24 protein-coding genes and 1 riboswitch are annotated in these 26,996 nt (G+C 71.6%); of the genes, 18 read left to right on the top strand and 6 right to left on the bottom strand.

Features of this window, described 5'->3' with window-relative positions:
- The first annotated feature begins 101 nt into the window (after nt 1–101).
- A complete protein-coding gene (locus tag V1351_RS11485) occupies nt 102–2,918 on the top strand; it encodes a peptidoglycan-binding domain-containing protein (RefSeq protein ID WP_338748296.1) in 2,817 nt (938 codons plus the stop codon).
- A gap of 49 nt (nt 2,919–2,967) precedes the next feature.
- Here the strand turns inward: V1351_RS11485 and V1351_RS11480 are convergent, their stop codons facing one another.
- Entirely contained in the window at nt 2,968–3,684 is a 717-nt protein-coding gene (locus V1351_RS11480) for a TIGR03089 family protein (protein WP_338748294.1), read from the bottom strand.
- A 68-nt stretch (nt 3,685–3,752) separates the two neighbouring features.
- On the opposite strand from V1351_RS11480, the gene V1351_RS11475 reads away from it, so the two are divergent.
- Nucleotides 3,753–4,718, top strand: coding sequence for a lysylphosphatidylglycerol synthase domain-containing protein (locus tag V1351_RS11475; protein ID WP_338748293.1), 966 nt, complete (start codon nt 3,753–3,755; stop codon nt 4,716–4,718).
- Nucleotides 4,719–4,735: 17 nt separating this feature from the next.
- Here V1351_RS11475 and V1351_RS11470 read toward each other — a convergent pair whose 3' ends face one another.
- Nucleotides 4,736–5,536 (bottom strand): aminoglycoside phosphotransferase, encoded by an 801-nt coding sequence (locus V1351_RS11470; protein ID WP_338748291.1) that lies wholly within the window; start codon nt 5,534–5,536, stop codon nt 4,736–4,738.
- Nucleotides 5,537–5,565: 29 nt separating this feature from the next.
- On the opposite strand from V1351_RS11470, the gene V1351_RS11465 reads away from it, so the two are divergent.
- Nucleotides 5,566–6,471, top strand: coding sequence for a DNA-3-methyladenine glycosylase family protein (locus V1351_RS11465; RefSeq protein ID WP_338748290.1), 906 nt, complete (start codon nt 5,566–5,568; stop codon nt 6,469–6,471).
- 9 nt (nt 6,472–6,480) lie between these two features.
- Here the strand turns inward: V1351_RS11465 and V1351_RS11460 are convergent, their stop codons facing one another.
- Nucleotides 6,481–7,431, bottom strand: coding sequence for a 2-phospho-L-lactate transferase CofD family protein (locus tag V1351_RS11460; RefSeq protein WP_338748289.1), 951 nt, complete (start codon nt 7,429–7,431; stop codon nt 6,481–6,483).
- A gap of 177 nt (nt 7,432–7,608) precedes the next feature.
- Between V1351_RS11460 and V1351_RS11455 the strand changes: the two genes are divergently transcribed.
- Genes V1351_RS11455 through V1351_RS11445 form a run of 3 tightly spaced genes read left to right on the top strand, consistent with a single transcriptional unit; the run spans nt 7,609 to nt 12,427 of the window.
- Nucleotides 7,609–7,890, top strand: a complete 282-nt coding sequence (locus V1351_RS11455) for a WhiB family transcriptional regulator (RefSeq protein WP_422388975.1) — start codon at nt 7,609–7,611, stop codon at nt 7,888–7,890.
- A 14-nt stretch (nt 7,891–7,904) separates the two neighbouring features.
- The gene (locus tag V1351_RS11450; RefSeq protein ID WP_338748288.1) at nt 7,905–10,976 is read left to right on the top strand and encodes a glycosyltransferase; all 3,072 of its coding nucleotides are present in this window, start codon (nt 7,905–7,907) and stop codon (nt 10,974–10,976) included.
- Nucleotides 10,973–12,427, top strand: coding sequence for a DUF5719 family protein (locus V1351_RS11445; RefSeq protein WP_338748287.1), 1,455 nt, complete (start codon nt 10,973–10,975; stop codon nt 12,425–12,427). Before V1351_RS11450 ends, V1351_RS11445 begins: the two co-directional genes overlap by 4 nt.
- A 10-nt stretch (nt 12,428–12,437) precedes the next feature.
- On the opposite strand, the gene V1351_RS11440 is transcribed toward V1351_RS11445, so the two are convergent.
- Nucleotides 12,438–12,836, bottom strand: a complete 399-nt coding sequence (locus V1351_RS11440) for a metallopeptidase family protein (RefSeq protein WP_338748285.1) — start codon at nt 12,834–12,836, stop codon at nt 12,438–12,440.
- 70 nt (nt 12,837–12,906) lie between these two features.
- On the opposite strand from V1351_RS11440, the gene V1351_RS11435 reads away from it, so the two are divergent.
- The 7 genes from V1351_RS11435 to ahcY all read left to right on the top strand — a co-directional run bounded on the left by V1351_RS11435 (nt 12,907) and on the right by ahcY (nt 20,265).
- Nucleotides 12,907–13,290 (top strand): DUF3499 domain-containing protein, encoded by a 384-nt coding sequence (locus tag V1351_RS11435; RefSeq protein ID WP_338748284.1) that lies wholly within the window; start codon nt 12,907–12,909, stop codon nt 13,288–13,290.
- 88 nt (nt 13,291–13,378) lie between these two features.
- Entirely contained in the window at nt 13,379–14,806 is a 1,428-nt protein-coding gene (locus V1351_RS11430) for a phosphomannomutase/phosphoglucomutase (RefSeq protein WP_338748283.1), read from the top strand.
- Complete coding sequence (locus V1351_RS11425) at nt 14,803–14,994, top strand: Trm112 family protein (RefSeq protein ID WP_338748282.1); 192 nt, start codon at nt 14,803–14,805, stop codon at nt 14,992–14,994. Before V1351_RS11430 ends, V1351_RS11425 begins: the two co-directional genes overlap by 4 nt.
- Before the next feature lie 5 nt (nt 14,995–14,999).
- Entirely contained in the window at nt 15,000–16,175 is a 1,176-nt protein-coding gene (locus V1351_RS11420) for an SIS domain-containing protein (RefSeq protein WP_338748281.1), read from the top strand.
- A gap of 3 nt (nt 16,176–16,178) precedes the next feature.
- Nucleotides 16,179–17,606: a mycothione reductase gene (locus tag V1351_RS11415; protein ID WP_338748280.1), complete on the top strand. Its 1,428-nt coding sequence runs from the start codon at nt 16,179–16,181 to the stop codon at nt 17,604–17,606.
- A 92-nt stretch (nt 17,607–17,698) separates the two neighbouring features.
- Complete coding sequence (locus V1351_RS11410) at nt 17,699–18,676, top strand: DUF808 domain-containing protein (protein ID WP_338748279.1); 978 nt, start codon at nt 17,699–17,701, stop codon at nt 18,674–18,676.
- Between the two features lie 137 nt (nt 18,677–18,813).
- Complete coding sequence (gene ahcY / locus V1351_RS11405; RefSeq protein WP_338748278.1) at nt 18,814–20,265, top strand: adenosylhomocysteinase; 1,452 nt, start codon at nt 18,814–18,816, stop codon at nt 20,263–20,265.
- 6 nt (nt 20,266–20,271) lie between these two features.
- Here ahcY and V1351_RS11400 read toward each other — a convergent pair whose 3' ends face one another.
- Nucleotides 20,272–20,649 carry a DMT family transporter gene (locus V1351_RS11400; protein WP_338748277.1) on the bottom strand — a complete coding sequence of 126 codons (378 nt, stop codon included), beginning with the start codon at nt 20,647–20,649 and terminating at the stop codon, nt 20,272–20,274.
- A gap of 1 nt (nt 20,650) precedes the next feature.
- Complete coding sequence (locus V1351_RS11395) at nt 20,651–20,965, bottom strand: DMT family transporter (protein ID WP_338748276.1); 315 nt, start codon at nt 20,963–20,965, stop codon at nt 20,651–20,653.
- Nucleotides 20,966–20,975: 10 nt separating this feature from the next.
- A riboswitch (guanidine-III (ykkC-III) riboswitch) is annotated at nt 20,976–21,041 on the bottom strand.
- A 91-nt stretch (nt 21,042–21,132) separates the two neighbouring features.
- On the opposite strand from V1351_RS11395, the gene mtrA reads away from it, so the two are divergent.
- From mtrA to hpf, 5 genes are all read left to right on the top strand, one after another.
- Nucleotides 21,133–21,810 carry an MtrAB system response regulator MtrA gene (gene mtrA, locus V1351_RS11390; protein WP_338748275.1) on the top strand — a complete coding sequence of 226 codons (678 nt, stop codon included), beginning with the start codon at nt 21,133–21,135 and terminating at the stop codon, nt 21,808–21,810.
- A gap of 2 nt (nt 21,811–21,812) precedes the next feature.
- The gene (gene mtrB / locus V1351_RS11385) at nt 21,813–23,528 is read left to right on the top strand and encodes an MtrAB system histidine kinase MtrB (protein ID WP_338748274.1); all 1,716 of its coding nucleotides are present in this window, start codon (nt 21,813–21,815) and stop codon (nt 23,526–23,528) included.
- Nucleotides 23,525–25,294 (top strand): GerMN domain-containing protein, encoded by a 1,770-nt coding sequence (locus tag V1351_RS11380; protein ID WP_338748273.1) that lies wholly within the window; start codon nt 23,525–23,527, stop codon nt 25,292–25,294. The genes mtrB and V1351_RS11380 overlap by 4 nt, the downstream gene beginning before the upstream one ends.
- Before the next feature lie 102 nt (nt 25,295–25,396).
- Entirely contained in the window at nt 25,397–26,131 is a 735-nt protein-coding gene (locus V1351_RS11375) for a ComF family protein (RefSeq protein WP_338748271.1), read from the top strand.
- A gap of 169 nt (nt 26,132–26,300) precedes the next feature.
- Nucleotides 26,301–26,975 carry a ribosome hibernation-promoting factor, HPF/YfiA family gene (gene hpf, locus V1351_RS11370; protein ID WP_338748270.1) on the top strand — a complete coding sequence of 225 codons (675 nt, stop codon included), beginning with the start codon at nt 26,301–26,303 and terminating at the stop codon, nt 26,973–26,975.
- Nucleotides 26,976–26,996 lie beyond the last annotated feature (21 nt).

The raw sequence follows: 26,996 nt of genomic DNA, 5'->3' as shown, positions 1-26,996 counted from the left end.
TGGCCTGACTTCTGAGCATCCTGTGACGGGTGTGAGGAAGAAGGGCTCGCCACTGTCCCGGTCGGGTTTCCCTGCCCGTGCCCTGTCCTAGGAGCATCCGCGTGTCACGATCCGTCCGCATGGTTGGTGCCGCCCTCATCCCGGCATTCGCCCTTCCCCTTGCCACCGGGAACGTGGCTCGTGCCGCCGTTCCCAACCCGCCGACGAACAACAACCTGCCCGGCGATCTGGACGTCGCCTCGCCGTACGTCCCGCAGGACACCTGCGACCCGGTCGCGAAGCCCGGCGTGCTCGCGTTCGCTCGCCTGATGGCCAGCCACTACAGCGAGTTCAACTACGGGATCTCGCGCGCGTGCACGAGCGGCGTCACCGAGCACTCCGAGGGGCGTGCCCTGGACTGGATGCTCAATGCCTACGACAGCCACGAGCGCGGCGTCGCCGACTCGGTACTGGCCTGGCTCATGGCCCCTGACGCGCAGGGCCGGCAGGGAGCGATGGCCCGCCGGTTCGGCATCATGTACGTCATCTGGGACCGCCGGATCTGGGGCACGTACCAGATGGATGCCGGCTGGCGCCCGTACAACGGGCCCAACCCGCACACGGACCACATCCACTTCAGCTTCAGCTGGGACGGCGCGATGCAGCGCACGTCCTGGTGGACCGGCAAGGCCTGGACCGGGGTGTCGACCTCCCCCTCGGGCCCATCCGTCCCGCTCACCCCGCCGACGTCCTACCCGCGCCTGAGCGAAGGGGCCCGCGGGCCGGATGTGCAGCTGGCGCAGAAGGTCATCGGCACCGACGCCGACGGGGTCTTCGGCCCCGCGACCAAGAGTGCGCTGATCTCCTGGCAGCGCAACCACTCCGTCCGCGCGACCGGCGTCCTGGACGCGGCGACGTGGGCCAAGATGGTCGCGCTGGGCAAGGTTCCGGCACGCGGAGGGTCCAGCACGCCGTCGCCGAGCGCCCAGGACACCGTGCGCCTGGGCTCGCGCGGCGAGTCCGTGAAGGCCTTGCAGCGCATTCTCGGCCTGTCCGTCGACGGTGTGTTCGGGTCGAAGACCAACGCCGCCGTGCGCAAGTTCCAGAAGGACAAGTCACTGAAGGTCAACGGGGTCGTCGACGGCAATGTCTGGAAGGCACTGAACGGCAAGAGCTACAAGAAGACGGGCGCCTCGGGTGGTTCGTCCTCGTCGTCGAAGATCCCGAGCACGGTGCGTCAGGGTTCCACGGGTGCCGCGGTCAAGGAGCTGCAGCGGGAGCTGGGTATCGGTGTGGACGGCATCTTCGGGTCGCAGACGGCGTCGGCGGTCAGGTCCTTCCAGCGCAAGAAGTCGTTGAAGGTCAACGGGGTCGTGGACAGCAATGTCTGGAAGGCACTGAAGGGCATGTCGTACAAGAAGACGGGCGCCTCGGGTGGTTCGTCCTCGTCGTCGAAGATCCCGAGCACGGTGCGTCAGGGTTCCACGGGTGCCGCGGTCAAGGAGCTGCAGCGGGAGCTGGGCATCGGTGTGGACGGCATCTTCGGGTCGCAGACGGCGTCGGCGGTCAGGTCCTTCCAGCGCAAGAAGTCGTTGAAGGTCAACGGGGTCGTGGACAGCAATGTCTGGAAGGCACTGAAGGGCATGTCGTACAAGAAGACGGGCACCTCGGGTGACTCGTCCTCGTCGACGAAGGTCCCGGAGACGGTGCGTCAGGGGTCGAGGGGGGCTGCGGTGAAGAAGCTGCAGCGGGTCCTGGACCTGAAGGCCGATGGGGTCTTCGGCTCGCAGACGGCGTCGGCGGTCAGGTCCTTCCAGCGCAGGAACTCCCTGACGGCCGATGGTGTCGTCGGGGCGAAGACGTGGGAGGCGCTGCTGGGGAAGGGCTCCTCCACGTCGGGTGGCTCCAAGGGCAACAGTTCCTCGATGGGTGACTCGTCGAAGGGTGATTCGTCCTCGTCGACGAAGGTCCCGGAGACGGTGCGTCAGGGGTCGAGGGGGGCTGCGGTGAAGAGGCTGCAGCGGATCCTGGACCTGAAGGCCGATGGGGTCTTCGGCTCGCAGACGGCGTCGGCGGTCAGGTCCTTCCAGCGCAGGAACTCCCTGACGGCCGATGGTGTCGTCGGGGCGAAGACGTGGGAGGCGCTGCTGGGGAAGGGCTCCTCCACGTCGGGTGGCTCCAAGGGCAACAGTTCCTCGAAGGGTGACTCGTCGAAGGGTGATTCGTCCTCGTCGACGAAGGTCCCGGAGACGGTGCGTCAGGGGTCGAGGGGGGCTGCGGTGAAGAGGCTGCAGCGGATCCTGGACCTGAAGGCCGATGGGGTCTTCGGCTCGCAGACGGCGTCGGCGGTCAGGTCCTTCCAGCGCAGGAACTCCCTGACGGCCGATGGTGTCGTCGGGGCGAAGACGTGGGAGGCGCTGCTGTCCCGCAGCGGCGGTGCCCAGTCCCTCCCACGGGCGTCCTTCCTCGGCTCCGCCGGGGTGGCCACCGTCGCCACGTCGACCGAGTTCGCCGGGCTGAAGTCGATGGTCCTCGCCGAGGGCACGCGCAGCGCAGCAGTGAAGCAGGTCCAGCAGGTCGTCGGCGGCGTCGCGGTCGACGGGGTCTTCGGCGCGGCGACGGCGACGGCGGTGCGCAGCTTCCAGACCGCCCACGGCTTGCCGGTCACCGGCGTGGTCGACGAGCAGACGTGGGATGCCCTCGAGGCGACGAAGTACCCCTTCCTCGCCTACCGCACGACGGTCCTCAAGCCGGGCTCGACCGGTCCCGCGGTCACGGCCCTGCAGTCGCGGCTGGGCATGTTCTCGGACGGGGTGTACGGCCCGGCCACCGAGCAGGCGGTGCGATCCCTCCAGGAGCGCAACGGGCTGACCCGGACCGGCTACGTCGGAGCGGTCACCTGGCAGGCCCTCGAGCGCGAGGTGCGCATCCCCGCCTGATCGTCGGCGAGGCACACGGGAACGGGGCGTCACCCCGCTGGTCCACGGATCAGCCGGTGGTGGCGCCCTCGCTCGTCGCGCGACGAGCCAGTGTCTGCGGGTCGACGGCGCCGAGCTGGAGCACGAGGGACCCTCCGCCGGCCCAGACCGACATCGCCGTGCGCACCAGCTCGCCGGCGGCCGGGTCGACCAGGTGCAGGCGCGTTCCTCTCGTCACCGGGATGGCCGTGACCGCGTCGGCGACTGCTGCGCCGTGGGTGTGTGAGGTGCCCCCCAGGGTGAGGGCGAGGTCGTCCTCGTCCGGCTCCTGCCAGGCCATGAAGTCGTCACCGAAGGAGGCCAGATCGGCGGCCTCGTCCATCGTGGAGTCGGTGAGGTCGGTCCCGGCCGAACGGGCCAGCGCGCCACGGGTGACGAGGACGGCGGGTCCGTCGTCGGGGAGCGAGGCGGCGTCGTCGGTGACCACGAGGTCCGCGGTCAGGTCGGCGTCGAGGTCGACGTGCGCCCCGACGGACCACACGGCCCAGGCCCAGTAGAGCAGCCGCCAGTGGGGCTGCATCGACAGCCGGACCACCGACCCCGGCTCGATGTCCCACTCCTCCTGCAGGGCATTGCCCGCCTTGTTCACCCACGTGCCCAGGACGCGCCCGGACAGCTCGATGCGCTCACCGGCGGTCGGGCCGGGGACGTCGTCGTAGCAGGTGATCCGCGGAGAAGTGGAGTCCCGGCCGTTGATCATGGTCAGGACCGATGCGGGGGTGGGCATGGCTCCAGCCTACGAAGGGGGGGAACCTCCGCTCCCACCGACCTGCGGTCGCATAGGCTGCAGCCGAGATGAGCGAGGTCGACCAGGCAACGGTGCGCACTGCGCGTCGGCGCGTCGTGGACCTGCTGCGCGCCGGGTTCCTCGTCCTGGTCCTGCTCGCGGTGGGTATCGCGCTGTGGACCAACTGGGAGGCCGTACGCTCCGACCTCGGCCGCCTGGGGCCCGTGTCGCTCGCCGCAGCGGCGCTGCTGGCGTTGTGCTCCCCCTTCCTCACCGTCCTGGGCTGGCGGGTACTCCTCGACGACCTCGGGTCGCGGTTGCACATCGCCGCGGCGAGCAGCGTCTTCTTCGTCGGCCAGCTGGGCAAGTACCTGCCCGGGTCGGTGTGGTCGGTCGTGGTGCAGACCGAGATGGCCGCGCGGCTGGGCGTGCCCCGTCACCGCACCGCCGTGGGCGGGCTGCTGTGCATCGGGCTGTCCGCCGTGACCGGGATGATCGCCGGGCTGCCGGCACTGCCCGCGCTGCTCACCCACGGTCAGGCCGCCCTCCCGTGGTGGAGCGTGCTGCTGATGGTCGTCGTGCTGCTGCCCCTGCTGTGGCCGCCCCTGCTCAACCTCGGCATCCGGCAGGCGCTGCGTGTGCTCCGCCGGCCCCCTCTGGACCACGACCTCGGGCCGGCGGCGGTCACCCTCTCGAGTGCATGGTTCACCGCCTCCTGGCTCGTCGGGGGGATGTCGGTGTGGGTGCTGGCCAAGGATCTGGCTCCGGAGGGGGCCGACCCTGCGCGACTGCTTCTCGTCGCGGTCTCCGGCTACCTGCTCGCCACCGGCATCGGGACGTTCAGCGTCGTCGTCCCGGCGGGGATCGGCGTGCGCGACGGCATCATGGTCCTGCTCCTGGCCACCCAGCTGTCGGTCTCCGCCGCTGCTGCGGTGGTGGTCGTCGCGCGCTTCCTCACCGTGCTCGGTGATGTCGTGTGGGCCGCCACCGGCTGGCTGTGGGGCCGCAGCCACGACCTCCTGCCCGAGCCATGATCCGGTCGGTCTCCCCGTCAGGTGAGCAGCGGGTCCAGGGCGCGGGTGTATGCAGGCACGTCCGCGGGACGGTCGCTGAGCAGCCGGAAGGCCGCGGCCCGGGCCATCGCCCCGCCGGCAGCCCCGGTGGCCCATTCCTGCATGACCGCGGGGTCCGCGCCGTGCCACAGCACCGAGTCGAGCACGAGGAGCGCCTCGGCCCACAGGACCGGGCGCCGGTACGCAGAGACGTCGATGACGATCGGGGCCCCTCGGGGGTCGAGCAGGACGTTGCCCGCGAGGTCGCCGTGGACGAGCTGGTCGGGGCCGAGCGGCGTGTCGTCGCCGTGCTCGATGAGGGTCCGCACCAGTGCCCCGCAGTCGGAGCCGAGGGTGCCGGTGGTCACGGGGGCCTCGCCGAAGGCCACCCGCTCGGCCCGCGCCCAGCGGTCCCGGCGGTGGGGCAACCGGACGGCGGGCACCCGGACGGCCAGCTCGGCGTGCAGCACCGCACCGACCGCGCGCGTGGCCGCGAGGTCGGTCAGCGGTACGGCGCCCGGTTCGTACCGGGTCGCGGCCCAGCCGTCGATGACCCAGCAGCCGTCCCGGGCCGGGACCGGCATCGCGATCCGCAGGTCGCGGTGGTCCCGCCCCGCTCGGGTGTCGAGGTCCGCCGCCAGTCGGGCGAGGACCGGGGCGATCGCCTCCGCGGTCGCCGCATCGCGGTCGGGGGAGAGGACGAGGTCGCCGGCGCGGACGCTGCGGCCCTGACCGCCGGGCACGGGCTCGGTGTCGCCGGGCACGGCGAACATGTCCAGCACGTGCTCCGTCGGTCGCATCGCGGCCAATCTATCGCCACGCTGGTCCCGTGAGGACCCGACGACACCGGCCGCCCGAGCCGCTCGACGTCGACCGGACGCTCGCCCCCTTCGTCCGGGGCGCCGGTGACCCGACGAGCGCGCACGGGCGCGACGGGTGGTGGTTCGCCTGGACCACGGCGGAGGGACCGGTCACCCTGCACCTCGGCGGCGACGGGAGCGAGGTGCGTGCCTGCGCCTGGGGTCCGGGCACGGACTGGATGCTCGACCGGCTCCCGGACCTGCTCGGCGGGCGGGACGACCCGAGCGGCTTCACCGCGCACCACGACCTCGTCGCACGGGAGTGGCCACGCATGGCCGGTTGGCGTGTGCCCGCCAACGGCCTCGTCGCCCAGATGCTGGTGTGCTCGGTGGTCGAGCAGAAGGTCACCGGCCGGGAGGCCTTCAGCAGCCTCCGCCAGCTGGTGCGCCGGTTCGGCACTCCTGCGCCGGGGCCGGGGGAGGGGCGCGGGTTGGTCGCCCCGCCGAGTCCCGCGGAGTGGACCCGCATCCCGTCGTGGGACTGGGTGCGCGCCGGGGTCGACGGATCTCGCGCGCGCACGGTCGTCACTGCCATGCGGGTCGCGGGACGGCTCGACGAGTGCGCCGCACTGCCACTGGACGAGGCACACCGGCGACTGCGGTCGCTACCGGGGGTCGGGGTGTGGACGGCCGCGGAGGTGGCCCAGCGGGCGCTCGGCGACGCGGACTCACCCAGCTTCGGGGACTACCACGTGGCCAAGGACGTGACCCTCGCCCTGGACGGCGTCATCGGGGACGACGCACGCATGGCCCAGCTCCTGCAGCCGTACTCGGGACAGCGCTACCGCGCCCAGCGCGTGATCGTCGCAGCCGGCCGGCGCCCGCGACGGGGACCGCGCCGCAGCCTGCCGGCGCACCTGCCCACCCGGTGGTGACCCGATCCGTCAGGAGCGAAGGGAGAGTGCGTGCGCCAGAGCGGTCGCGGCCACGTCCGTGGGGGCTGAGTCCACGAGCGGGCCCGTGTGCGCGGCGGTGGACCACCGGGAACCGGGCGGCGCAGCTGCGGCGTCGGCCGGGTCGACGATCCACCCGTCGAGCAGGTCCGTGAAGAGCGCGGCGACGCCGCCCGAGGTGGTGTCCACGCCGACGGTGGTCAGGGAGGCCACGAGCGGCTCCGGGGCCGGGTCCGCATCGACGACGGGGCTGACCCCGACCACGGGCGCGGAGGTGCCGCGCAGGGCGTCGCGCAGGCCCGGGACGCCCATCGCGATGCCCAGCGCGAGCACCGGGTCGCTCGGGGGCAGCAGCACGACGTCCGCGCCGCGGATGGCGTCCAGGACGCCGGGGGAGGGGGTCGCGCGGTCCAGGCCCGCGACGACGAAGCGAGCGGCAGCGGGCCGCCCGAGCTCGTGACGCCATTGCTGCACGTGCACCGCACGCTGGTCCTCCGGCCCGTCGAGCACCGCGTGCGTCTCGACCGGGACGTCGGACATCGGCAGGACCCGGACGTGGTCCGGCACGCCGTGCGCCGTGGCGAGGCGGGCGGCGACCTCGGTCAGCGAGTCACCCCGCCCCAGCCATGCGGTGCGGGCCACGTGGACGCCCATCTCGCGATCGGTGACGGGATACCACCGGGGCTCCACGCCGAGGGCGGCCAGCTCGTCACCGACCACGCGTGAGGGCCGGGGGTCGGCCCCCTTCGCCGTCCCGAGGGCGTCGATGAGCAGGTCGAGGTCCGGGCACAGCCGTAGGCCCCACAGGGAGATGTCGTCCCCGGTGTTGGCGATGATGGTGACGTCTGCGTCCGCGAGATCGGGGCTGCGCTCCAGGTGGTCGAGGAGCCCACGGGTGAATCGGGCACCGGGTTCGCCCCCGGAGATGACGGTGATGCGCATGGCGTGCATCGTCTCAGGCGCAGATCGTCGGACCTGCACCGGCCGACCGCTCAGCGCTCCTTACCCCGTCCGGCTTGACGACGCACGTATGACACGCATGTAATTACGGACATGTCGTAACACTTTTGGTGTGACAGACATGAAGTCCGGGTCGAGTGCCGAGGTCGAGGAGGGACCATGTTGCACGAGCTTCACCTGATCACCGCCGATGAAATCGACGAAGAGTCCACCGAGTTGACCGAGTTGTCCTGGCAGGAGCGGTCGTTGTGCGCGCAGACCGATCCGGAGGCCTTCTTTCCGGAGAAGGGTGGCTCAACTCGCGAGGCGAAGAGGGTCTGCACGGGGTGCGAGGTGCGCAAGGAGTGCCTTGAGTACGCCCTCGAGCACGACGAGCGCTTCGGTATCTGGGGCGGACTCTCCGAGCGTGAGCGTCGCAAGCTGAAGAAGCGCGCGGTCTGACTGCCGTCGAGGCCGTGACGCAGCAGACCAGCACCACGTCCTCCGCCACTCCCTCCCGGCGGACGACGGCGCCTGTGGCGACGGTCACGGCCGTCGTCGTGGCGCGTACACGGGAGGGGACGGGCCAGACCCTGCGCGCCCTCCTCGCGCAGGAGCAGGCTCCCGATCGCATCCTCCTCGTCGACGGTGCCCTCGACGGGCTCGGAGACACCAGCGATCTCCTGACGGCCGTGGAGGACGCCGAGATCGACGTCCTGACGACCACGCTCGGGTCCCGACGTGGTCTGCGCCGCATCCTGCCCTCGATGGTCGACAGCCTCCCGCGCGCCGACCTCGGACGAGACCTGGTCTGGGTGCTGACCTCCCGCTCGCGGCCCCACCCACAGGCCCTGCGTCGACTGGTCTCCGCTGCCGGCCGCACCGTCGGCATGGTCACGCCCAAGCTCGTCGACGAGGACGACCCCTCCCGGATCGTGCGGCTCGGTCTGCAGGTGACGCGGACCGGACGGATCGTCCCCGACCCGGTCGCCGGCACCACCGACCAGGGCCAGTACAACGGCGTCGTCGATGCGATATCCGCGCCGCTGGAGGGCCTGCTGATCGACCGCTCGGTCCTCGAGCACCTCGGGGGACACGACCCCGGCATGGGGGACTTCGGCGGCGATCTCGACCTCGGCTGGCGTGCCCAGCGCGCCGGGCACCGGGTCGTCCTCGCACCGGGCGCTGCCGTCGCGGTCGAGCCCTCGGCGGCCGAGGTGCGGGCGACCGTTGACCACCGCAGGCAGGCCAGGCGGGTGGCGCTGACGCGAGCGAACCTCCTGGTCGCGCCCTTCCTCGCACTGTGGATCCTCATCGGCTCCCTCCTCGGTGGCCTGGCGCTCATCGTCCTCAAACGACCGGGGATGGGCGCGGCCGAGCTGGCCAGCCTCCCCGCTGCAGTCGACCCGCGCACCCTGCGATCGCGCCTGCGCGGCAGGGCACCGCGCGAGGTCGCCCGCGGCGACCTCTCCTCCCTCTTCGTCCCCCCCTCGCTGGCCCTGCGTCGGCTCGTCGACGAGGCCCGTGGTTCCGGGGGCCGGGACCACGGCGTCGCAGCGCGCTCCCTCGAGACCGAAGGACGGAGCGTCCTGCTCCACCCGCTGCTGTGGGTCGTCGTCGCGGCGAGCGTGATGTCGGGCTGGGCCGCACGCCACATCACCGACGAGCTACGTCACCGCTTCGACGCCGGACTGGTGGGAGGCGAGCTGCTCGGTGGTCGCGCCACCGGGGGCCAGCTGTGGGACTCGTGGTGGATGGCGTGGCACGGGCAGGGCTGGGGACACGGGCTCGAGCAGTCGCCCGCCGTGGCCGTGCTGGCCGGCATGACCACCGTGCTGAGCTGGATCCCCGCCGTCGGCGACGCCGACTCGCCCGCGGGGGTCGTCCTCGCACTCCTCGTCATCGTCGCACTGCCCCTGGCCGCCGTGGTCGCCTGGGGCAGCGCACGCACCTTCACCCACCGTCGGTGGCTGCGCGCCGGGGTCGCGCTCGCCTGGGTGACCTCCGCGCCTGCGGCGGTGGCGGTCGGCGAAGGGAGGATCGGCGCACTCCTCGCGCTGGTGCTGCTGCCGCGCGTGGTCGCCGGTCTCGTCCGGGTCGGTCGTGCGCGCACGCCCTACAGCGATGTCGTGCGCACCGGTCTGTGGGGAGCGCTGCTCGCCGCGGTGACCCCTCTCGCCGGCATCGTCGTCGTCCTCGTCGGCCTCGGCCATCTGCTGCTCGGCGGGACGCGCGGTCGTTGGCGTGGTGTCACCCTCGTGCTCACCCCGCTGCTCCTGGCGGGGCCGTGGTTGCTGACGTTGCGCAGCCAGCCCGCCCGCCTGCTCACCGGGTGGGGCCTGACCGACACCCCCGTCGATCTGCCGCCCTGGCAGCTCGCACTCGGGCAGCTCCCCGACGGGCCGATGACCACGTGGTGGACCGCGGGTGTGCTGGTCGTCGGTGTCCTCGCGCTGCTCGTCCCCGGGCCGCGCCGGGCCTCCTGGGTCGCGGCGGCCATGGCCGTCCTCGGGCTGGCCTGGGCCGTCGTCGTCCCGCACCTGGTCCTCGGTCACCGGCCCGCCGGAGCGGTGGGGGCCGGCGAGGCGATCACCCCGTGGGCCGGAACCGGCCAGCTCGTCCTCCTCGGCGCTGCCCTGGTCGCCGTGCTGCTCGCCTCGGAGGTACTGCCGGACCCCCTTCGCGGCGCAGGTCGACGCTCCCTGCTGGCCCTGCCGGCGGTCGGGCTGGTCGTGGCGGCCGTCGGCAGCGGCGTGGTCGTCGCCACGCACTCCTACGGCGACCAGCTGTCGACCTGGCGCGAGCCGCGTCCGCTCGTCGCGATCGCCGGCGCGGAGGGGCCGACCGCCACCCGAACCCTCGTCGTGGACCCGCGCGAGGAGCAGCTCACCTACCGCCTCCTCGGCAGCGAGCCGGGAGACCTCGTTCGCGATCTCCCGCACCAGCTGTCCCCGGTCGCCGGCGAGGAGCAGGTGGCCGCCGCCGTGGCCCGGTCGCTGGGCCACGGCGAGGGTGAGCGGGCTCCCGCGGACGTCCTGGCCGAGCAGGCAGTCGCGACCCTCGTGGTCCTGAACGCGACCGAGGCCGAGGGCCGCCTCCTCGATGCGTCGCCGGGCCTGTCCCGGCTCGGGTCGAGCGCGGGGAACGTGACCTGGGCCGTGCGCTCGCCGGTCACCGACGGCTCGACCTCATCGCGGGTTCGCGTCACGAGCGAGGGGTCCAGCGCACCCGTCGAGGGCACCGGAGCGCACGCCGACACCGACGGGTCGGTCCCGGTGCCCCGGGGCCAGCACCTGAGCATCGCCGAGTCGCTCGACTGGAGTGACCGGGCCGAGGTGCGCGCCGACGGGCAGCTCCTCGAGGTGCTCACCCACAGCGCCGTGCCGACCTACGACCTGCCGGAGGGCACCGGCCAGGTCAGCATCGACGTCGGTGCCGGTCACCCGCTGTGGAAGCTCATCCAGATCACCGCCCTCGTGCTCGCGTTCTACCTGGCCCTGCCGATGGAGCGCCGCACGGACCTCGAGGACGAGGAGGAGACCCGATGAGTCGCTGGTCGGGCCGCCGCGACTGGGCCCACCCGGTCGTGCGCGTCGTCGTCGTCGGCGCGTTGTCCGCAGCGGTCGTCCTGGGAGTCGATCGCCTCGGGGCGGTACCCGGCGACGCGGCACCGCAGGGGGCGGGGAAGCAGGTCGCGGCGACGAGCGTCACTGCCTACTGTCCGGGTGACCCGTTCACCGACAGGTCCGAGGTCGAGGTCACCGGCCAGGTCTCGGCGCACGCCGCGCCGAGCACGGTGCTCGACGGCGTCGTCACCCCGGACGACGAGCCGGGAGAGATCTCCATCCGGGACCTGGCCGCCGACCGGAGCAGCGACACCGACCAGGACGAGAAGCCCACGAGCGGCCGCCCCGACGTGGTCGAGGACGAGCTGGATGGGCCGATGCGGGTCCGCGCCCGGTGGCACCACGCTCCCGGGGCGGTCATGTCGCAGTCCTTCGTCGCCGGCGGTGAGCGGGCGACCGGTCTGGCCGCCGTACCGTGCACGGCACCGACCGCCGACGCATGGCTCGTCTCCGGTGGCGCCGAGGACGGCCGCCAGGAGCAGCTCGTGCTGACCAACCCCGGCGCCAATGCGGTCTCCGTGACCGTCGACGCGCTCGGGGCGAAGGGGGACGAGTCCGTCGTCGTCCCGCCGCGCGACCGCTCGATCGTCCTCCTCGACGCGATCGGCGGGACGGACGCGCCGCAGGCGGTGCACGTCACCAGCAGCAACGGGCTCATCGTCCCGACGATCGTCGACCACCACCTCGACGGGTTGACTCCTGCAGGGGTCGAGACCTCCGTCCCGACGACCTCTCCCAGCAAGCGTCAGGTCGTCCCCGCGGGCGTCGACGGTGACGACCAGGGGATCGTCCTCGCAGCCCCCGGCGGGAGCGACGCCGTGGTCCAGGTGCGCAGCCTCGGCGAGGACGGCCCGCGCAGCTCGAGCGTCGAGACCGTCCCCGCCGGCAGCGCCGTCGACCTCGACCTGCCCGAGCAGGAGCCCGGCGTGCACGGGTGGCTCGTCGAGTCCGACGAACCGGTCGTGGCGGCAGCCCACCTGACCACCCGGGCGTCCGACGGGACCCGCGACATGGCCTGGTCGGTCGCGACCACCGCCATCCGCTCGCTCGGTGGGGTCGCGCTGCCCACCGAGACGGGTGGCCAGGTCACCCGATCCGTCAGCATCACCGCCGACGAGACGTCCACCGCCGAGGTGCTCGCCCTGCGTGACGGGACGGTGACCGCACAGGAGGTCTCGCTCGATGCCGGTCACAGCACTGCCGTGCCCGTCGGGGCCGCCGAGGCAGTGTGGGTGCGGCCCACGAGCGGCTCGGTCCACGCTGCGGCACTGCTCGTGGGAGACGACGGCGCGAGCCGGGCCCGGGCGGCGTCCGTGCCCATCGAGTCCTCACGGGTGGCCGTACGCGACATCGAGGTCGTCCACCAGCGCTGAGCGGGGACACTCAGCGACGGTCCGGGTCGATCTCCCACGGGGCGACGCCCAGCAGCAGCGCGATCTGCTCCACGAGCACGTCGTGCACGATGACCGCGTGGTTGCGCCCCCTGGCCGCCGTGAGGATCGGGCGACGGTAGACGACGATCCGGGCAGGCAGCCTCCCCCTGGCCGGCCACAACCGAGCGAGGGGGACGCCCTCCTCCCATGACGCGGGGTCGGAGGGCGGGACCTCCTCGACCGCGAACTCCACCTGCGACCAGCGCCGTCCCAGCACGGGCTCGTAACGGCGGGCGACATCGAGGACGAGGTCGTCGAAGGCCTGGGCGCGCGAGGTCATCGCCGGGACACCCGGGTGGGCCAACGGCCCACGCATCCCGTGCCCTCGTCGATCCCGATGGCGGCTCATCACGACGATCGTAGGTCCCCCGCGGCGCGCCGGTCCGCAGGCTGACGCAGGCGTGGCCTATCGTGCACGGGTGACTCTTTCCCGACAGTGCTCCCGAGCGGCGTGCCCGCGACCGGCTGCCGGGACGCTCACCTACGTCTATTCCGACTCGACCGTCGTCCTGGGCCCGCTGGCCACCTACGCGGAGCCGCACGCCTACGACCTGTGCGACCAGCACGCCTCGCGCCTGACGGCTCCCCGCGGCTGGGATGTCGTGCGACTGGCCACCGACCAGCCGCCACCCGCGTCCCATGACGACCTCGTCGCCATCGCGGAAGCGGTGCGCACCCGCCCCGCGCCGAGCACCGACTCCGAGCGCACCGCGCACGTCCCCACGGGCGCCCGCCCGGAGCCCGACAGCGTGACCGAGACCGGCCGCCGCGGCCATCTGCGTGTCCTGCGCGACCTCGACTGATCCCTCGTCGAAGGGTCCCCCCGGTCATCCCGGGACATCGCCTGCGCCCGGCCGCCGCCACCGACAGGTGGCGAACTAGGGTGACGTCGTGACCGCCCTCGCCGACCTCGTCAAGGCCTATGACGTCCGTGGTCTCGTCCCCGACCAGTTGGATGCCGACGTCGTCCACGCCCTCGCAGCCGCCTTCGCCGAGGTCGTCGCGCTCGCCGACGAGGCGCCGGCGGTCGTCGTCGGCCACGACATGCGGCCGAGCTCCCCGGAGCTCGTCGACGCGTTTGCCGCCGGCGTCACCGCGCGAGGGGTCGACGTGGTCCTCATCGGTCTGGCCAGCACGGATGGGCTCTACTACGCCAGCGGTGCCCTCGACCTGCCGGGCGCCATGTTCACCGCCAGTCACAACCCGGCGCGGTACAACGGCATCAAGTTCTGCCGCTCCGGAGCCCGGCCCGTCGGGCAGGACACCGGCCTGGTGAGCATCCGCGACCTCGCCCAGAGGCACCTCGATGCGGGTGTGACCACCTTCGACGGCGTCACCCCCGGTCGGGTGTCCCGCCGTGGGGTCCTGGCCGACTACGCCACCTTCCTGCGCGGGCTCGTCGACCTGGGCGGGGCACGACCGCTGCGGGTGACCGTCGACGCCGCCAACGGCATGGGTGGCCTGACCGTCCCGGCCGTCCTCGGGACCGAGGCCGGCCTGGCGGACCTGCCACTGACGATCGACCCGATGTACTTCGAGCTCGACGGGACCTTCCCCAACCACGAGGCCAATCCGCTCGATCCCGCGAACCTCGTCGACCTGCAGGACCGGGTGCGCAGCCACGGGGCCGACATCGGCATCGCCTTCGACGGTGACGCAGACCGGTGCTTCGTCGTCGACGAGGCGGGGGACCCGATCAGTCCGAGCGCGATCACTGCGATGATCGCCCGCCGCGAGGTGGCCCGGGAGGTCGCCGACGGCCGCGAGGCGGGGGAGGTCGCGATCGTCCACAACGCGATCACCTCCGCCGCCGTGCCCGAGATCATCGCCGAGTGCGGCGCGCAACCCGTCCCCACCCGGGTGGGGCACTCCTACGTCAAGGCGGTCATGAGCGAGCACGACGCCGTCTTCGGCGGTGAGCACTCCGCGCACTACTACTTCCGGGACTTCTGGTTCGCCGACACGGGGATGCTCGCCGCGATGCACGTCCTCGCGGCGCTGGGGGAGTCCGACGCCCCGCTGAGCGAGGTCATGGCGCCCTACGAGCGCTACGTCTCCTCCGGGGAGGTCAACTCCACGGTCGAGGACGCCGACGCGGTCACCGAGCGCGTGCGGCATGCCTACGCCGACCGCGATGACGTCGTCCTCGACCATCTCGACGGCATGACCGTCCTCCGGCCGGAGCAGCCGATGTGGTGGTTCAACCTGCGCGCGAGCAACACCGAGCCCCTGCTGCGGCTGAACGTCGAGGCGGCCGACACCCACACGATGACCCGGGTGCGAGACGATGTGCTGATGATGATCCGGGAGACACGATGACCACGTCCACGATCGAGCCCTGGCTGCGCGAGATCCTGCGTTGCCCCGCGTGCCGCGCCGAGTTGCGCGACGAGAGCGGCGACCGCGGTCCTGAACTGGTGTGCACCGACGCTGCATGCGCCCTGGCCTACCGGGTGGACCGGGGCATCCCCGTGCTACTCGTCGACGAGGCCCGCAAGCCGGTCTGAGGTCGATGATGTCGCCCTTCGACGAGACCCTGCTCGACGACGAGGAGCACCGGCGTGCCGTCGACTCCTCGGACATGATCCGGGCCCTCGCCGGCGCCGGCGCCCAGGTGCGTCGCGCGGTCACCCTGAGCGAGGAGAGCGACCTGGCACGGGTCGCGGACGGGGCCCGTCCCAGGGCGGTGCACGTGGCGGCAGTCGGCGGGTCGGAGACCGTCGCCTCCGTCCTCGACCTGCTCGTCTCCCACCGCTCGCCGGTGCTCCTGACGGCGGACGGGTCCGGCCCCCTTCCCGGTTGGGTCGGGACCCTCGACCTGGTGATCGCGGTCTCCCTGTCCGGCCGTGCGGAGGGACCCGTCCGCCAGGCCCACGAGGCCGGGCGCCGGGGCGCGCACGTGCTGACCATCGGGGCGCCGGACAGCCCGCTCGCGAGTGCCGCAGCGGCTGCGCGGGGGGTGCACGTGCCGATCGACCCGGGCACCGGGCACTCCCGCACGGCGCTGTGGAGCCTCGTGGTGCCGGCAGTGCTCGCCACCTCGGCGTGTGGGGTCATCGACGTGTCCTCGAGCGTGCTCCTCGCGGTCGCCGACCGGTTGGATGCGCAGGCGGAGGCCTGTCGCCCCGATGCCGAGCACTTCGTCAACCCCGCCAAGTCGCTCGCGACCGACCTGAGCGAGATCTCCCCGGTCATCCTGGGGGACGGGGTCGTCACCGGTGTCGCCGCGAGCCGCACGAGCGCCATGCTCGCGCGCACCAGTCGGGTCCCGGCCACGTGGGGACGGCTGCCGGATGCGGCGTCCCAGGTCGTGGCCTGCCTCTCCGGTCCCCTCGCCGGGTCGGGGACAGCACCCGACGGAGGCCGCGACATCTTCGCCGATCCCTACCTGGACGGCCCCGCTCGGCCGGCCCTGGGGCTGGTGCTGCTGCGCGACCCGGTGCCCACCGGCGATCCCGACCCGCGGGAGGTCGAGCGGCACAACACCGCCCAGTCCGTCGCCGACCGGGCCGAGGGCTCCGGGGTGCGCGTCCTGGAGCAGGTGGCCGGTTCCGGGCACGACCTCGAGCGGCTGGCCGAGCACATCGCCCTGACCGATTTCGCGAGCACCTACCTCGCGGTCGGTCACGGCTTCGACCCGGCGAGCGCACCGGGCATCGATGATCTCCATCTCCCACGGAAGGCCTGAAGAGTGATTGACGTCGACATCGCCGTGATCGGCAGCGGATCCGGCAACAGCCTCGTCACGGACGAGCTGGCCGACCGCCGATTCGCCATCATCGAGGGCGGTGACGTCTTCGGTGGCACGTGCCTCAACGTCGGCTGCATCCCCACGAAGATGTACGTCCACGTCGCCGAGGTCGCGACCATGGTGCGCGAGGGCGGCCGACTCGGCGTCGACGCCACCCTCGACCGGGTGCGTTTCACCGATGTGCGCGACCGGGTCTTCGCCGGACGCATCGACCAGATCGCCGCTGCCGGTGAGGTCTACCGCAGGGACGACGAGAGCCTTGAGCTCCTGCGCGGACACGCGCGGTTCACCGGACCCCGCACCCTGCGCGTCGATCTGCGGGACGGGGGTACCGAGGAGGTCCGGGCCGGACAGGTCGTCATCGCCACCGGGTCCCGGGCGAGCATCCCCGAGGAGATCGCCGTGGCGGCACGGCGCGAGGGCATCACGTTGCACACCTCGGACACGGTGATGCGCCTGCCCGAGCAGCCCGCGCGGATGCTGGTCGTCGGTGGGGGTTTCATCGCCGCCGAGATGGCCCACATCTTCTCCGCGTTCGGGACCCGGGTGACGATCGCGGCTCGCGGTGGGGCGCTGTTGCGCCACCTCGACGACGAGCTCGTCGAGGTCTTCACGGCCCGGGCCCGCGAGCAGTGGGACGTACGCACCTCCACGACGGTCACCGACCTGCACCGTGACGAAGGGGGGATCACCGCCACTCTGTCCGACGGCAGCCATGCCGAGGTGGACGTCGTCCTCGTCGCGACCGGTCGCGCGCCGAGCACCTCGGACCTCGGGCTCGATGTCGCCGGGGTGGATGTGCACGAGGACGGTCGGGTGGTCGTCGACGCCCACGGTCGCACCACCGCCGACGGTGTGTGGTCCCTCGGCGACGCGTCCTCACCGTTCCAACTCAAGCACGTGGCCAACCACGAGGCCCGCGTCGTCGCACACAACCTCGCTCATCCGCAGGACCTGCAGGCGTTCGACCACGGGTCCGTCCCGGAGGCCGTCTTCACCCACCCCCAGATCGCCACCGTCGGACTGACCGAGAGCCAGGCGGTGGCGGCCGGGGTGGACGTCGTGACGAAGGTCCAGAAGTACGGGGACACCGCGTACGGGTGGGCGATGGAGGACACGACGAGCGTGTGCAAGGTGGTCGCGGACCGTCGCACCGGACGACTCGTGGGTGGCCACCTCGTCGGCCCGGAGGCGTCCACGCTCGTCCAGCCGCTGATCCAGATGATGGCCTTCGACCAGCCGGTGTCGCAGATGGTGCGCGGCCAGTACTGGATCCACCCGGCGCTGACCGAGGTCGTCGAGAACGCGCTGCTGGGTCTCGACCTGAACCCGGTCGAGGACCACATCGAGTACCCACACCCCGACTGACCCGCGACGTCGTCGCCCCCGCCGCCGTCAGGGAGTCGGTACCCTGAACGCGTGCTGACGCCGACCCCGACCCGACCTGCCGGAGGCAACCGATGAGCGGAGGTCTCGTCGCACTCCTCGACGACATCTCCGTGCTCGCACGTATGGCTGCTGCCTCCGTCGACGACGTGGGCGCCGCCGCCGGGCGGGCGAGCGCCAAGGCCGCCGGAGTCGTCGTGGACGACACGGCCGTGACGCCGCAGTACGTCGAGGGCCTCGACCCCAGGCGCGAGCTGCCGATCATCAAGCGGATCACCATCGGGTCGTTGCGCAACAAGCTCGTCTTCATCGTCCCGGCCATCCTGCTGCTCAACGCCTTCCTGCCGTGGGCGCTGTCGCCGTTGCTCATGATCGGTGGCACCTACCTGTGCTTCGAGGGAGCGGAGAAGGTCTGGGAGAAGCTCTCCGGCCACGGCCCGCAGACCAGTGTCGCCGGCGACACGGGGCAACGGACGAGGGTCGACGAGGACCAGATCGTCAGGAGCGCCGTGACGACCGACTTCATCCTCTCCGCGGAGATCATGGTCATCTCCCTCAAGGCGGTGCTCGACGAGGGGCTCGGGTCCTCCTTCTGGTTCCTCCTGGCGGTGCTGGTCGTCGTCGCCGTCGTCATCACCGCGGGTGTCTACGGCACCGTCGGGCTCATCGTGAAGATGGATGACATCGGCCTGCACCTGAGCCGGTCCGACTCGGGCGTCACGCAGACGGTCGGTCGCGGCATGGTCAAGGGCATGCCCAAGCTGCTCACCGTCCTGTCGGTCGTGGGTGTCTTCGCGATGCTGTGGGTCGGCGGGCACATCATCCTCGTCGGGCTGGCCGAGGACCCGATCAACTGGCCGCCGCTCTACGACGTCGTCCATCACCTCGAGGTCACCGTCTCCGAGGCGACCGGCGCGCTCGGCGGCGCCCTCGGCTGGGTGACCAACACCGTCTGCTCGATGGTCCTCGGTGCCGTCGTCGGTGCCGTCGTCGTCGCGGTCATGCACGTGCTGCCCCTCGGCCACGAGGCGACGGACGCTGCCGCCCACTGAGGCGTCGCCTCCGTCGAGCGGGACGAGGACGAGGACGGGCACACGTCTACACTGGAGCCGCCGGCGTGGGTGATGCCCCGCGAGTGCCCAGAAGGGTCGCGCCGGGTCCGATCCCCATTCGTCACAGGAGTTCTCACGTGTCCTTCGACTACACGGTCGCCGACCTGGGCCTCGCCGAGGCCGGCCGTCACCAGATTCGCCTCGCCGAGCACGAGATGCCCGGCCTGATGAGTATCCGCGAGGAATTCTCCGCCGCCCAGCCGCTCAAGGGGGCCAAGATCGCCGGCTCCCTGCACATGACCGTGCAGACCGCGGTCCTCATCGAGACCCTCACCGCGCTCGGCGCGCAGGTGCGGTGGGCCAGCTGCAACATCTACTCCACCCAGGACGAGGCGGCCGCCGCGGTCGTCGTCGGTCCGAACGGCACCCCCCAGGACCCCCAGGGCGTCCCCGTCTTCGCATGGAAGGGGGAGACGCTCGAGGAGTACTGGGACTGCACCCACCAGATCCTCACCTGGGCCGACGGCGAGGGCCCCAACATGATCCTCGACGACGGCGGGGACGCCACGATGCTCGTCCACAAGGGCGCCGAGTGGGAGAAGGCCGGCCAGGTGCCGCCGACCACGGAGGACGACTCCGAGGAGTTCAGCGTCTTCAAGGCCCTCGTGCGCCGCACCCTGGCCGAGGACCCCACCACGTGGCAGAGTGTCGGCTCCGGCATCAAGGGAGTCACCGAGGAGACCACCACCGGGGTGCTGCGGCTCTACCAGCTCGCCGAGTCCCACGACCTGCTCTTCCCGGCGATCAACGTCAACGACGCGGTCACGAAGTCCAAGTTCGACAACAAGTACGGCACCCGCCACTCCGTTCTCGACGGCCTCAACCGCGCCACCGACGTGCTCGTCGGCGGCAAGGTCGCGGTCGTCGCCGGCTACGGGGACGTCGGCAAGGGTGTCTCCGCCGCGCTCGCCGGTCAGGGGGCCCGGGTCGTCGTCACCGAGGTCGACCCGATCTGCGCCCTGCAGGCCGCGATGGACGGCTACCAGGTCACGACCATGGACCAGGCCGCCGAGTACGGCGACATCTTCGTCACGACCACCGGATGCTTCGACGTCATCACCGCCGACCACATGGCCGCGATGAAGAACAAGGCGATCGTCTCCAACATCGGCCACTTCGACAACGAGATCGACATCGCCGGCCTTGCCCGGACACCGGGCATCACCAAGACCGAGATCAAGCCGCAGGTCCACGAGTGGACCTTCACCAACGGCAGCTCGATCATCGTGCTGTCCGAGGGGCGCCTGATGAACCTCGGCAATGCAACCGGTCACCCGAGCTTCGTCATGAGCAACTCCTTCGCGAACCAGACGATCGCGCAGATCGAGCTCTTCGAGAAGGCCGAGGCGTACGTCGACGAGGAGGGCAACCCCACGGTCACCACGCTGCCGAAGCACCTCGACGAGAAGGTCGCGCGCCTGCACCTCGACGCCCTCGGTGTCGAGCTGACCGAGCTGACCAAGGACCAGGCCGAGTACCTCGGCGTGGACGTGGCGGGCCCGTACAAGCCGGAGCACTACCGCTACTGAGATCGATCAGCCGGCAGGACGAAGGGGGAGGCGCTCGCCTCCCCCTTCGTCCTGCCGGTCGTCGGAACGGCTGGGGGCGAGCGTGAGCCCGACGACGGCGACGATGATCCCGGCGATGAGCAGGGCCTTCACCGGGGCGAAGGCCTCCTCGCCGGAGGCCATGGCCCAGATGACGGTGAGCGCGGCGCCGACGCCGGTCCAGATCGCGTAGCCCGTCCCGATCGGGATCGTGCGCACGGCGACCCCGAGGCCGACCATGCTGATCGCGAGGGCGACGACGAAGACGGCGCTCGGCACCGGGTGGGTGAAGTTGTCGGCACGACCCAGGGCGGTCGCCCAGACGGCCTCGAAACCGGCACTGGCCAGCAGGATGATCCACGGCACGTCAGGCCACCACCTTCAGGCCGGCGACGCAGCCGACGAGCAGGACCAGGAGTGCCAACCGGCCGGCGGAGGCGGCTTCCTCCCCCTTCGCCATGGACCATCCGACGGTGAGTGTCGCCCCGATGCCGACCCACACCGCATAGGCGGTGCCGGTGGGGATGTCGGTCATGGCCCGGGCCAGACCGAGCATGCTCGCGGTGAGGGAGAGGACGAAGAGGATGGTGGGTCCGGGACGGGTCAGACCCCGCGACGCGGACAGTGCGGTGGCCCAGACCGCTTCGAGCATCCCCGACGCGATGAGGACGAGCCAAGCCATGACAACTCCTGACGAGTCAGTCTTGTCGTGGTGCGGGTACTGCTCCCTCGTCCGCAGGCCGATCGCCGGACCTTGATCCCGAGGATATCGGCGATGGCTGGCGGGTGCACGCGGGTGCCTGTGTGATGATGTGCGGGCAGCCGACCGCACGTGCGAAAGGGATCACCGTGAAGGGACGTGTCCTCGTCGTCGATGACGACCAGGCGCTGGCAGAGATGCTCGGGATCGTCCTTCGGAAGGAAGGGCTCGACGTCGCGCACGTCGCCGACGGAGCGCGGGCGCTCGACGCCTTCCACGAGGCCCGTCCGGACCTGGTGCTCCTCGACGTCATGCTCCCCGGGCTGGACGGGATCGAGATCTGTCGACGGATCCGGCAGGAGTCGGGAGTCCCGATCGTCATGCTGACCGCCAGGACCGACACCGTCGACGTGGTCGTCGGTCTCGAGTCGGGCGCCGACGACTACATCGTCAAGCCGTTCAAGCCCCAGGAGCTCATCGCGCGGCTGCGCGCCCGCCTGCGTCGCGGGGACGAGCCGGAGCCGGAGCGGTTGACGATCGGCGACCTGACCATCGACGTCGCCGGGCACTCGGTCACGCGGGGCCATGAGTCGCTGGCCCTGACGCCGCTCGAGTTCGATCTGCTGGTCGCCCTCGCGCGCAAGCCGTGGCAGGTCTTCAGCCGTGAGGTCCTCCTCGAGCAGGTCTGGGGATACCGGCACGCCGGCGACACCCGACTGGTCAACGTGCACGTGCAGCGCCTGCGCAGCAAGATCGAGCACGACCCCGAGAACCCCCAGATCGTCGTCACCGTCCGGGGCGTCGGGTACAAGGCCGGGTCGGCCTGAGCATGGCCTCGGCGCCCGCCTCCGAGGCGTCCGAGGCCTCGGACGCGTCGAGCCCCGAGAACTCGGGTGCGCCGCGCAAGCACGCCCCCGCGCGGGTCGTGCAGTCCGTCGTCGACCTGTGGCGGCGCTCGCTGCAGTTCCGGGTGGTCACCAGCACGCTCGTCCTCGGTCTCGTCGTCGTCTCGCTCATCAGCCTGACGATGTACCGCTCCATCGCCGACGGCCTCGTCGAGGAGAAGATCGACCACTCCCAGCTCGACTCGAGGCAGCTGACCGACCGGGCGCAGAGCTACTTCAACAACACCGATGTCGAGCCGGGTGAGTTGGATGTGTCCGCTTCGGACTACGTGGCCCGCTCCCTCGCGCCGCCGAGTGGCGACGACAGCCGCTACGTCATCCTGACCCCGAGCGCGGAGAACGAGTCCTCGACGATCTCGACGGTGGCCTACCCGCAGGGTGTCGGTCTGGACCAGGTCCCTGCCGCCCTTCGCCAGGCAGTGGCTGCCGACCCGGCCCGGCAACAGACGATGACCATCGGGCTGCAGCGCTCCGACGTCGACGGGGCCGCGGAGCCGATCACGGGTGTGCCGACCAACACCGACTCGGTCCCGGCCGTCGTGGTCGGGTCGCGGATCGAGGTGCCGACGGCCGGTAACCACGATCTGTACTTCATCTACCCGATGGACCAGGAGCAGGCCACCCTGCAGACCATCTCGCGTTCCTTCTTCCTGGGGGCGCTCTTCCTCATCGGCCTCGTCTCCGGCACCGCCTACATCGTGACCAGCATGGTCGTCACGCCGGTGCGTCGGGCCGCCTCGGCTGCCGAGCGGCTCTCGTCGGGCCACCTCAACGAGCGGATGTCCGCTCGCGGCCAGGACGACCTCGCGCTGCTGGGGCAGTCCTTCAACGACATGGCCGACAACCTGCAGACCCAGATCCGCCAGCTCGAGGGGCTGTCGCGGGTGCAGCAGCGCTTCGTCTCCGACGTCTCGCACGAGCTGCGCACGCCCTTGACGACGATTCGGATGGCCGCCGACCTGCTCCACTCCTCCCGGGACGAGATGGACCCGGTGACCGCGCGCTCGGCCGAGCTTCTCCACGACGAGCTCGACCGGTTCGAGGAACTGCTCGCCGACCTGCTCGAGATCTCCCGCTACGACGCCGGCGCGGCGGTCCTGGAGCAGGACCCGGTTGACCTCCATGCGATCATCGACCGCGTGGTGCTGGGGACGGAGTCGATCGCCGATGCCCGTGGCAGCGAGGTCATCGTCCACCGCGAACCTGCTGGGAGCGCCGTTGCAGAGGTCGACTCGCGACGGATCGAGCGGGTCCTGCGCAACCTCGTCGTCAACGCGATCGAGCACGGTGAAGGTCGCCCCGTCGACATCTGGGTCGGCAGCGACGACGAGGCCGCGGCCGTGATGGTCCAGGACCACGGCGTGGGCCTGAAGGCCGGCGAGGCGTCGCTCGTGTTCAACCGCTTCTGGCGTGCCGACCCGGCCCGCACCCGCACCACCGGAGGGTCCGGACTCGGTCTGGCCATCGCGCTCGAGGACGCCCGACTGCACCACGGGTGGTTGCAGGCATGGGGTGAGCCGGGGGAGGGCTCCCGCTTCCGACTGACCGTCCCGCGCGCCGCCGGTGCCCTGCTGACGACGTCGCCGCTGCCCCTGACGCCACGAGAGGGACGGCTGCCCGGGGAGGTCGGGTCCCCGTGACCGGCACGGAGATCACCCGGCGCAGCGCGCTCGGTCTGGCGGTGGTGGGCACCCTCGCCGGGTGCGGGCTGAACACCAGCTCGACGATCCGTCCGGGGCTGCAGATCGACGGCCCCCGCCCCCAGCCGCTGTCGCGCACGCCCAACGGACCCACCCCCGGCGCCACGGCCGAGGAGATCATCCGGGGCTTCCTTCGCGCCGGGACCACCAGCGGCGAGGGACTGGAGGTCACCCGCGCCTACCTCACTCAGGCGACGGCCCAGGGCTGGATCCCGGACAGCCAGACGGTGATCTACACCGGGGACCTCGAGATCAAGGCTCTCGGCGACGGGGCCTACCGGGTTGATGCGCGCGTCGTCGCGCGCATCAACGCCGATGGTCGTTATCTCGTCTCGCCGCCCTACGACGGCGCCGCATTCGACTTCCACGTCGGGCGCGTCGACGGCGAGTGGCGCATCGACGAGCTCCAGGACGGATTCGGTCGGATGCTCGAGGAGACCGAGGTCGAGTACATCTACCGCGAGTACCCCGTGCACTACCCGGCCGTCGGGTGGAACGCGCTGGTCGTGGACCAGCGGTGGGTGACCCAGGACCAGATGGCCACGCGGTTGACCCGTGCCCAGTTGGGCAGCATCCCCAGCTATCTGCGTGAGGCCGTGTCCAGCGACATCGGGGCGCGGCTCGCGGTGGACGCCGTCCCGGTGCGCAGCGGCGCGGCGATCGTCGACCTCGAGAGCGAGTCGGTCGCCGACGACGCCACCGCACGCAAGCGACTGGCGGCACAGCTCGTGGCCACCCTGATGTCCCTGCCGGGGGTCACGGAGGTGGCGATCTCCCTCTCGGGTGCGCCCCTGGACCTCGGTATGACGGCTCCCCTGACCTCGCCCGAGCAGCTCGGCTTCGTCGACCGCACCCAGACGAACACACCGACCGTCCTGGTCCGTCATGGGAACCAGGTCGTGCCGGTCGAGGACCGGTTGACCTCCGTCTCGACCGCTGACGTGCGCCGGGCGCAGTCCCCCTTCCCTCCTCTGCAGCCGGAGTGGCGCTTGCTGGCGCTGCGGCCCGACGGCAAGGAGTTGGCGGCCGTCGACGGCAAGCGGGACAACCTGCACCGCGTGCTCGAGGACGGCACGCAGGTCCACGTGAGTCGCTTTGCCGCCTCGTTGACCCGGCCCTGCTACGACTACGGCGGTGTGCTCTGGGTCGGTGGCTCCGGGCTCGGCCGCGAGGAGGGCTATCGACTGTGGGCGATCAACTCCACCGTCGACCCCGACAACCGGGCCGACTCCGCCCCGCAGCACGTGCCCGCCCAGTGGTTGGGCACCCGATTCGTCCGTGCTGCGGTGGTCTCTCCCGAGGGCAGCCGGATCGCGGTGATCTCCGAGGACGAGCCCGGAACCGGGAGCACCCTGCAGGTTTCCGGCATCGTCCGCCAGGCGAACGGGCTGCCGACCTCGACCTCCCCGCAGGGCTTTCGCATCGGGGCGGAACTGGTCGAGATGCTCGATGCGGTGTGGGTCGGTCAGTCCACGCTCGCCGTCATCGGCCGCCGCGACAAGCAGGAGGACATGCAGCCGTACCTCGTGGAGGTCGGTGGACCGGTCAGGGCCATGACCCAGCGCAAGGGCGCCGTCGCCATCACCACGACCGGCGACGACCAGGACGTCGTGATCCGGACCACGAAGGACCGCATCTTCCAGCGTGCCGGCGGCCGTTGGCAGGAGCTGAAGGCCATCGACGACGTCGTCACCGCCGGGGTCTGACGCCGTCGTCCACACCCGACCCCGCGCCGTGGTGATGTCCCCGGCCGGGCGAAGGGGGGTGCCCGCCGCGGTCGCGGTCGTCAGGCTGGGCACGTGGTCACCATGGGTCTCGGCAGCGTCCTGGCCGCAGCCGGGGACCTCGTCCTGCCGGACAGCTGCGCCGGGTGCGGCCGGCCGGGGGTGACGGTGTGCACCGGGTGCCGTGCACAGCTGTGCGATCTCGCCCTGCCGGTGCTCGGTCCGCTCGCGCCGTACCCGGTCCCCGCCGGCTGGCCCGGGTGCTACGCCACCCTCCGCTACGCGGGCGTGGCGGCGAGTCTGGCACGGGCCTTCAAGGACGAGGACCGGCGAGATCTTGTGGACGTGCTCGGGCGCCTGCTCGCCGACGCCGTCCGCAGGGCCGTGCCGCAGGGCGGTTCCGGTGACTCCGGTGGCCCTGCCCTGGTCGTACCCGTCCCGTCCTCTCCGGCCGCCATCCGACGACGCGGGGACCGGCCCATGCTGCTGCTGGCGCGTCGGGCTGCCCGCCTGCTCGGCTCGGACGTCGCCGTCGAGGCGGGGCTGGATCTGGGTCGGGGCACCGCGGACCAGGCCGGGTTGGACCGGGCCGCGCGGCTGGCGAATCTCGACGGAGCGATGACCACCCGCCGTCCACACCGGATCCGGGGGCGGCACGTCGTGCTCGTCGATGACGTGCTCACCTCCGGAGCGACCCTGACCGAGGGGCGCCGCGCGCTTCTCGAGGCGGGCGCGTCCCGGGTCGATCTCGCGGTGGCGATGGTGACGCCGCACCGATCGCCGACGTCCGCTCTACCGTTCCGCCCGGGTCCGGACTAACGTGTCGTCATGGGCCCCGTTGTGGACCGGACAACCGGTACGTCGCAGCGGCCCCTCGCGTCCTCTGCCGTACCAACGGCCCCGCCGGCACGGGAACGGAGGTGGTGCCCCGGCTGACACGCCCTCGCCAGGCGGCCTTCATGCAGCACCGATGTCCCAGGAGGACTCCGTGGAAATTGCCATCACCGGACGCAACGTCAACGTCTCCGATCGACTGAGGGACTACGTCGAGAGCAAGCTCTCGAAGGTTCCCCAGCTCGATCCGCGGGTCCAGCGGATCGAGGTCATGGTGAGTCACGAGCCCAACCCGCGCCAGGCGAAGGTCAGTGAGCGCGTCGAGATCACCTGCCGGTCCAAGGGGCCCGTGATCCGCGCCGAGGCCAGCCACGACGACCGACAAGCAGCGGTGGATCTTGCCGCCGACAAGCTTCTCGAGCGCCTGCGCCGTGCCCACGACAAGCGCAACGTCCGTCGTGGCCGCCGCCGTACCTCGGTGGCCGCAGCGACCGCGGACCTGACCGCGCCGCCGGCGCTCGACCAGCCCGCCCAGGAGCAGGAGGCGCCGGATCAGTTCGGCACGATCGGCGACAGCCCGATCGAGGTCCGCGAGAAGATGCACGAGTCCGCTCCGATGAACCTGGCCGAGGCCGTACGTCGCATGGAGCTCGTCGGGCACGACTTCTTTCTCTTCCACGACGTGGACTACGACCGCCCGAGCGTCGTCTACCGCCGTCGTGGCTGGTCCTACGGGGTGATCCATCTCGAGGTGCAGGACGGCGTGGACGGGACGGACCTGGACGCCGCAGCCGTCGACGTCGACCAGGGAGCCGGAGCCCGGGTCTGAGTTCTCTCGTCGCTGCGCGAC

The organism is Janibacter sp. A1S7 (assembly GCF_037198315.1).
Taxonomy (GTDB): Bacteria; Actinomycetota; Actinomycetes; order Actinomycetales; family Dermatophilaceae; genus Janibacter; species Janibacter alittae.
The sequence above is the reverse complement of the archived record's forward strand: the minus strand, read 5'-3'. Positions and strand labels throughout refer to the sequence as shown.

Coding starts and splice junctions, on each gene's coding strand:
- mtrB (WP_338748274.1), top strand. CDS start 21,813: ATGGCCTCGGCGCCCGCCTCCGAGGCGTCCGAGGCCTCGGACGCGTCG.
- V1351_RS11440 (WP_338748285.1), bottom strand. CDS start 12,836: ATGAGCCGCCATCGGGATCGACGAGGGCACGGGATGCGTGGGCCGTTG.
- V1351_RS11460 (WP_338748289.1), bottom strand. CDS start 7,431: ATGCGCATCACCGTCATCTCCGGGGGCGAACCCGGTGCCCGATTCACC.
- V1351_RS11455 (WP_422388975.1), top strand. CDS start 7,609: ATGTTGCACGAGCTTCACCTGATCACCGCCGATGAAATCGACGAAGAG.
- V1351_RS11480 (WP_338748294.1), bottom strand. CDS start 3,684: ATGCCCACCCCCGCATCGGTCCTGACCATGATCAACGGCCGGGACTCC.
- V1351_RS11445 (WP_338748287.1), top strand. CDS start 10,973: ATGAGTCGCTGGTCGGGCCGCCGCGACTGGGCCCACCCGGTCGTGCGC.
- V1351_RS11375 (WP_338748271.1), top strand. CDS start 25,397: ATGGGTCTCGGCAGCGTCCTGGCCGCAGCCGGGGACCTCGTCCTGCCG.
- V1351_RS11420 (WP_338748281.1), top strand. CDS start 15,000: ATGATGTCGCCCTTCGACGAGACCCTGCTCGACGACGAGGAGCACCGG.
- V1351_RS11410 (WP_338748279.1), top strand. CDS start 17,699: ATGAGCGGAGGTCTCGTCGCACTCCTCGACGACATCTCCGTGCTCGCA.
- V1351_RS11425 (WP_338748282.1), top strand. CDS start 14,803: ATGACCACGTCCACGATCGAGCCCTGGCTGCGCGAGATCCTGCGTTGC.
- V1351_RS11395 (WP_338748276.1), bottom strand. CDS start 20,965: ATGGCTTGGCTCGTCCTCATCGCGTCGGGGATGCTCGAAGCGGTCTGG.
- V1351_RS11475 (WP_338748293.1), top strand. CDS start 3,753: ATGAGCGAGGTCGACCAGGCAACGGTGCGCACTGCGCGTCGGCGCGTC.
- V1351_RS11470 (WP_338748291.1), bottom strand. CDS start 5,536: ATGCGACCGACGGAGCACGTGCTGGACATGTTCGCCGTGCCCGGCGAC.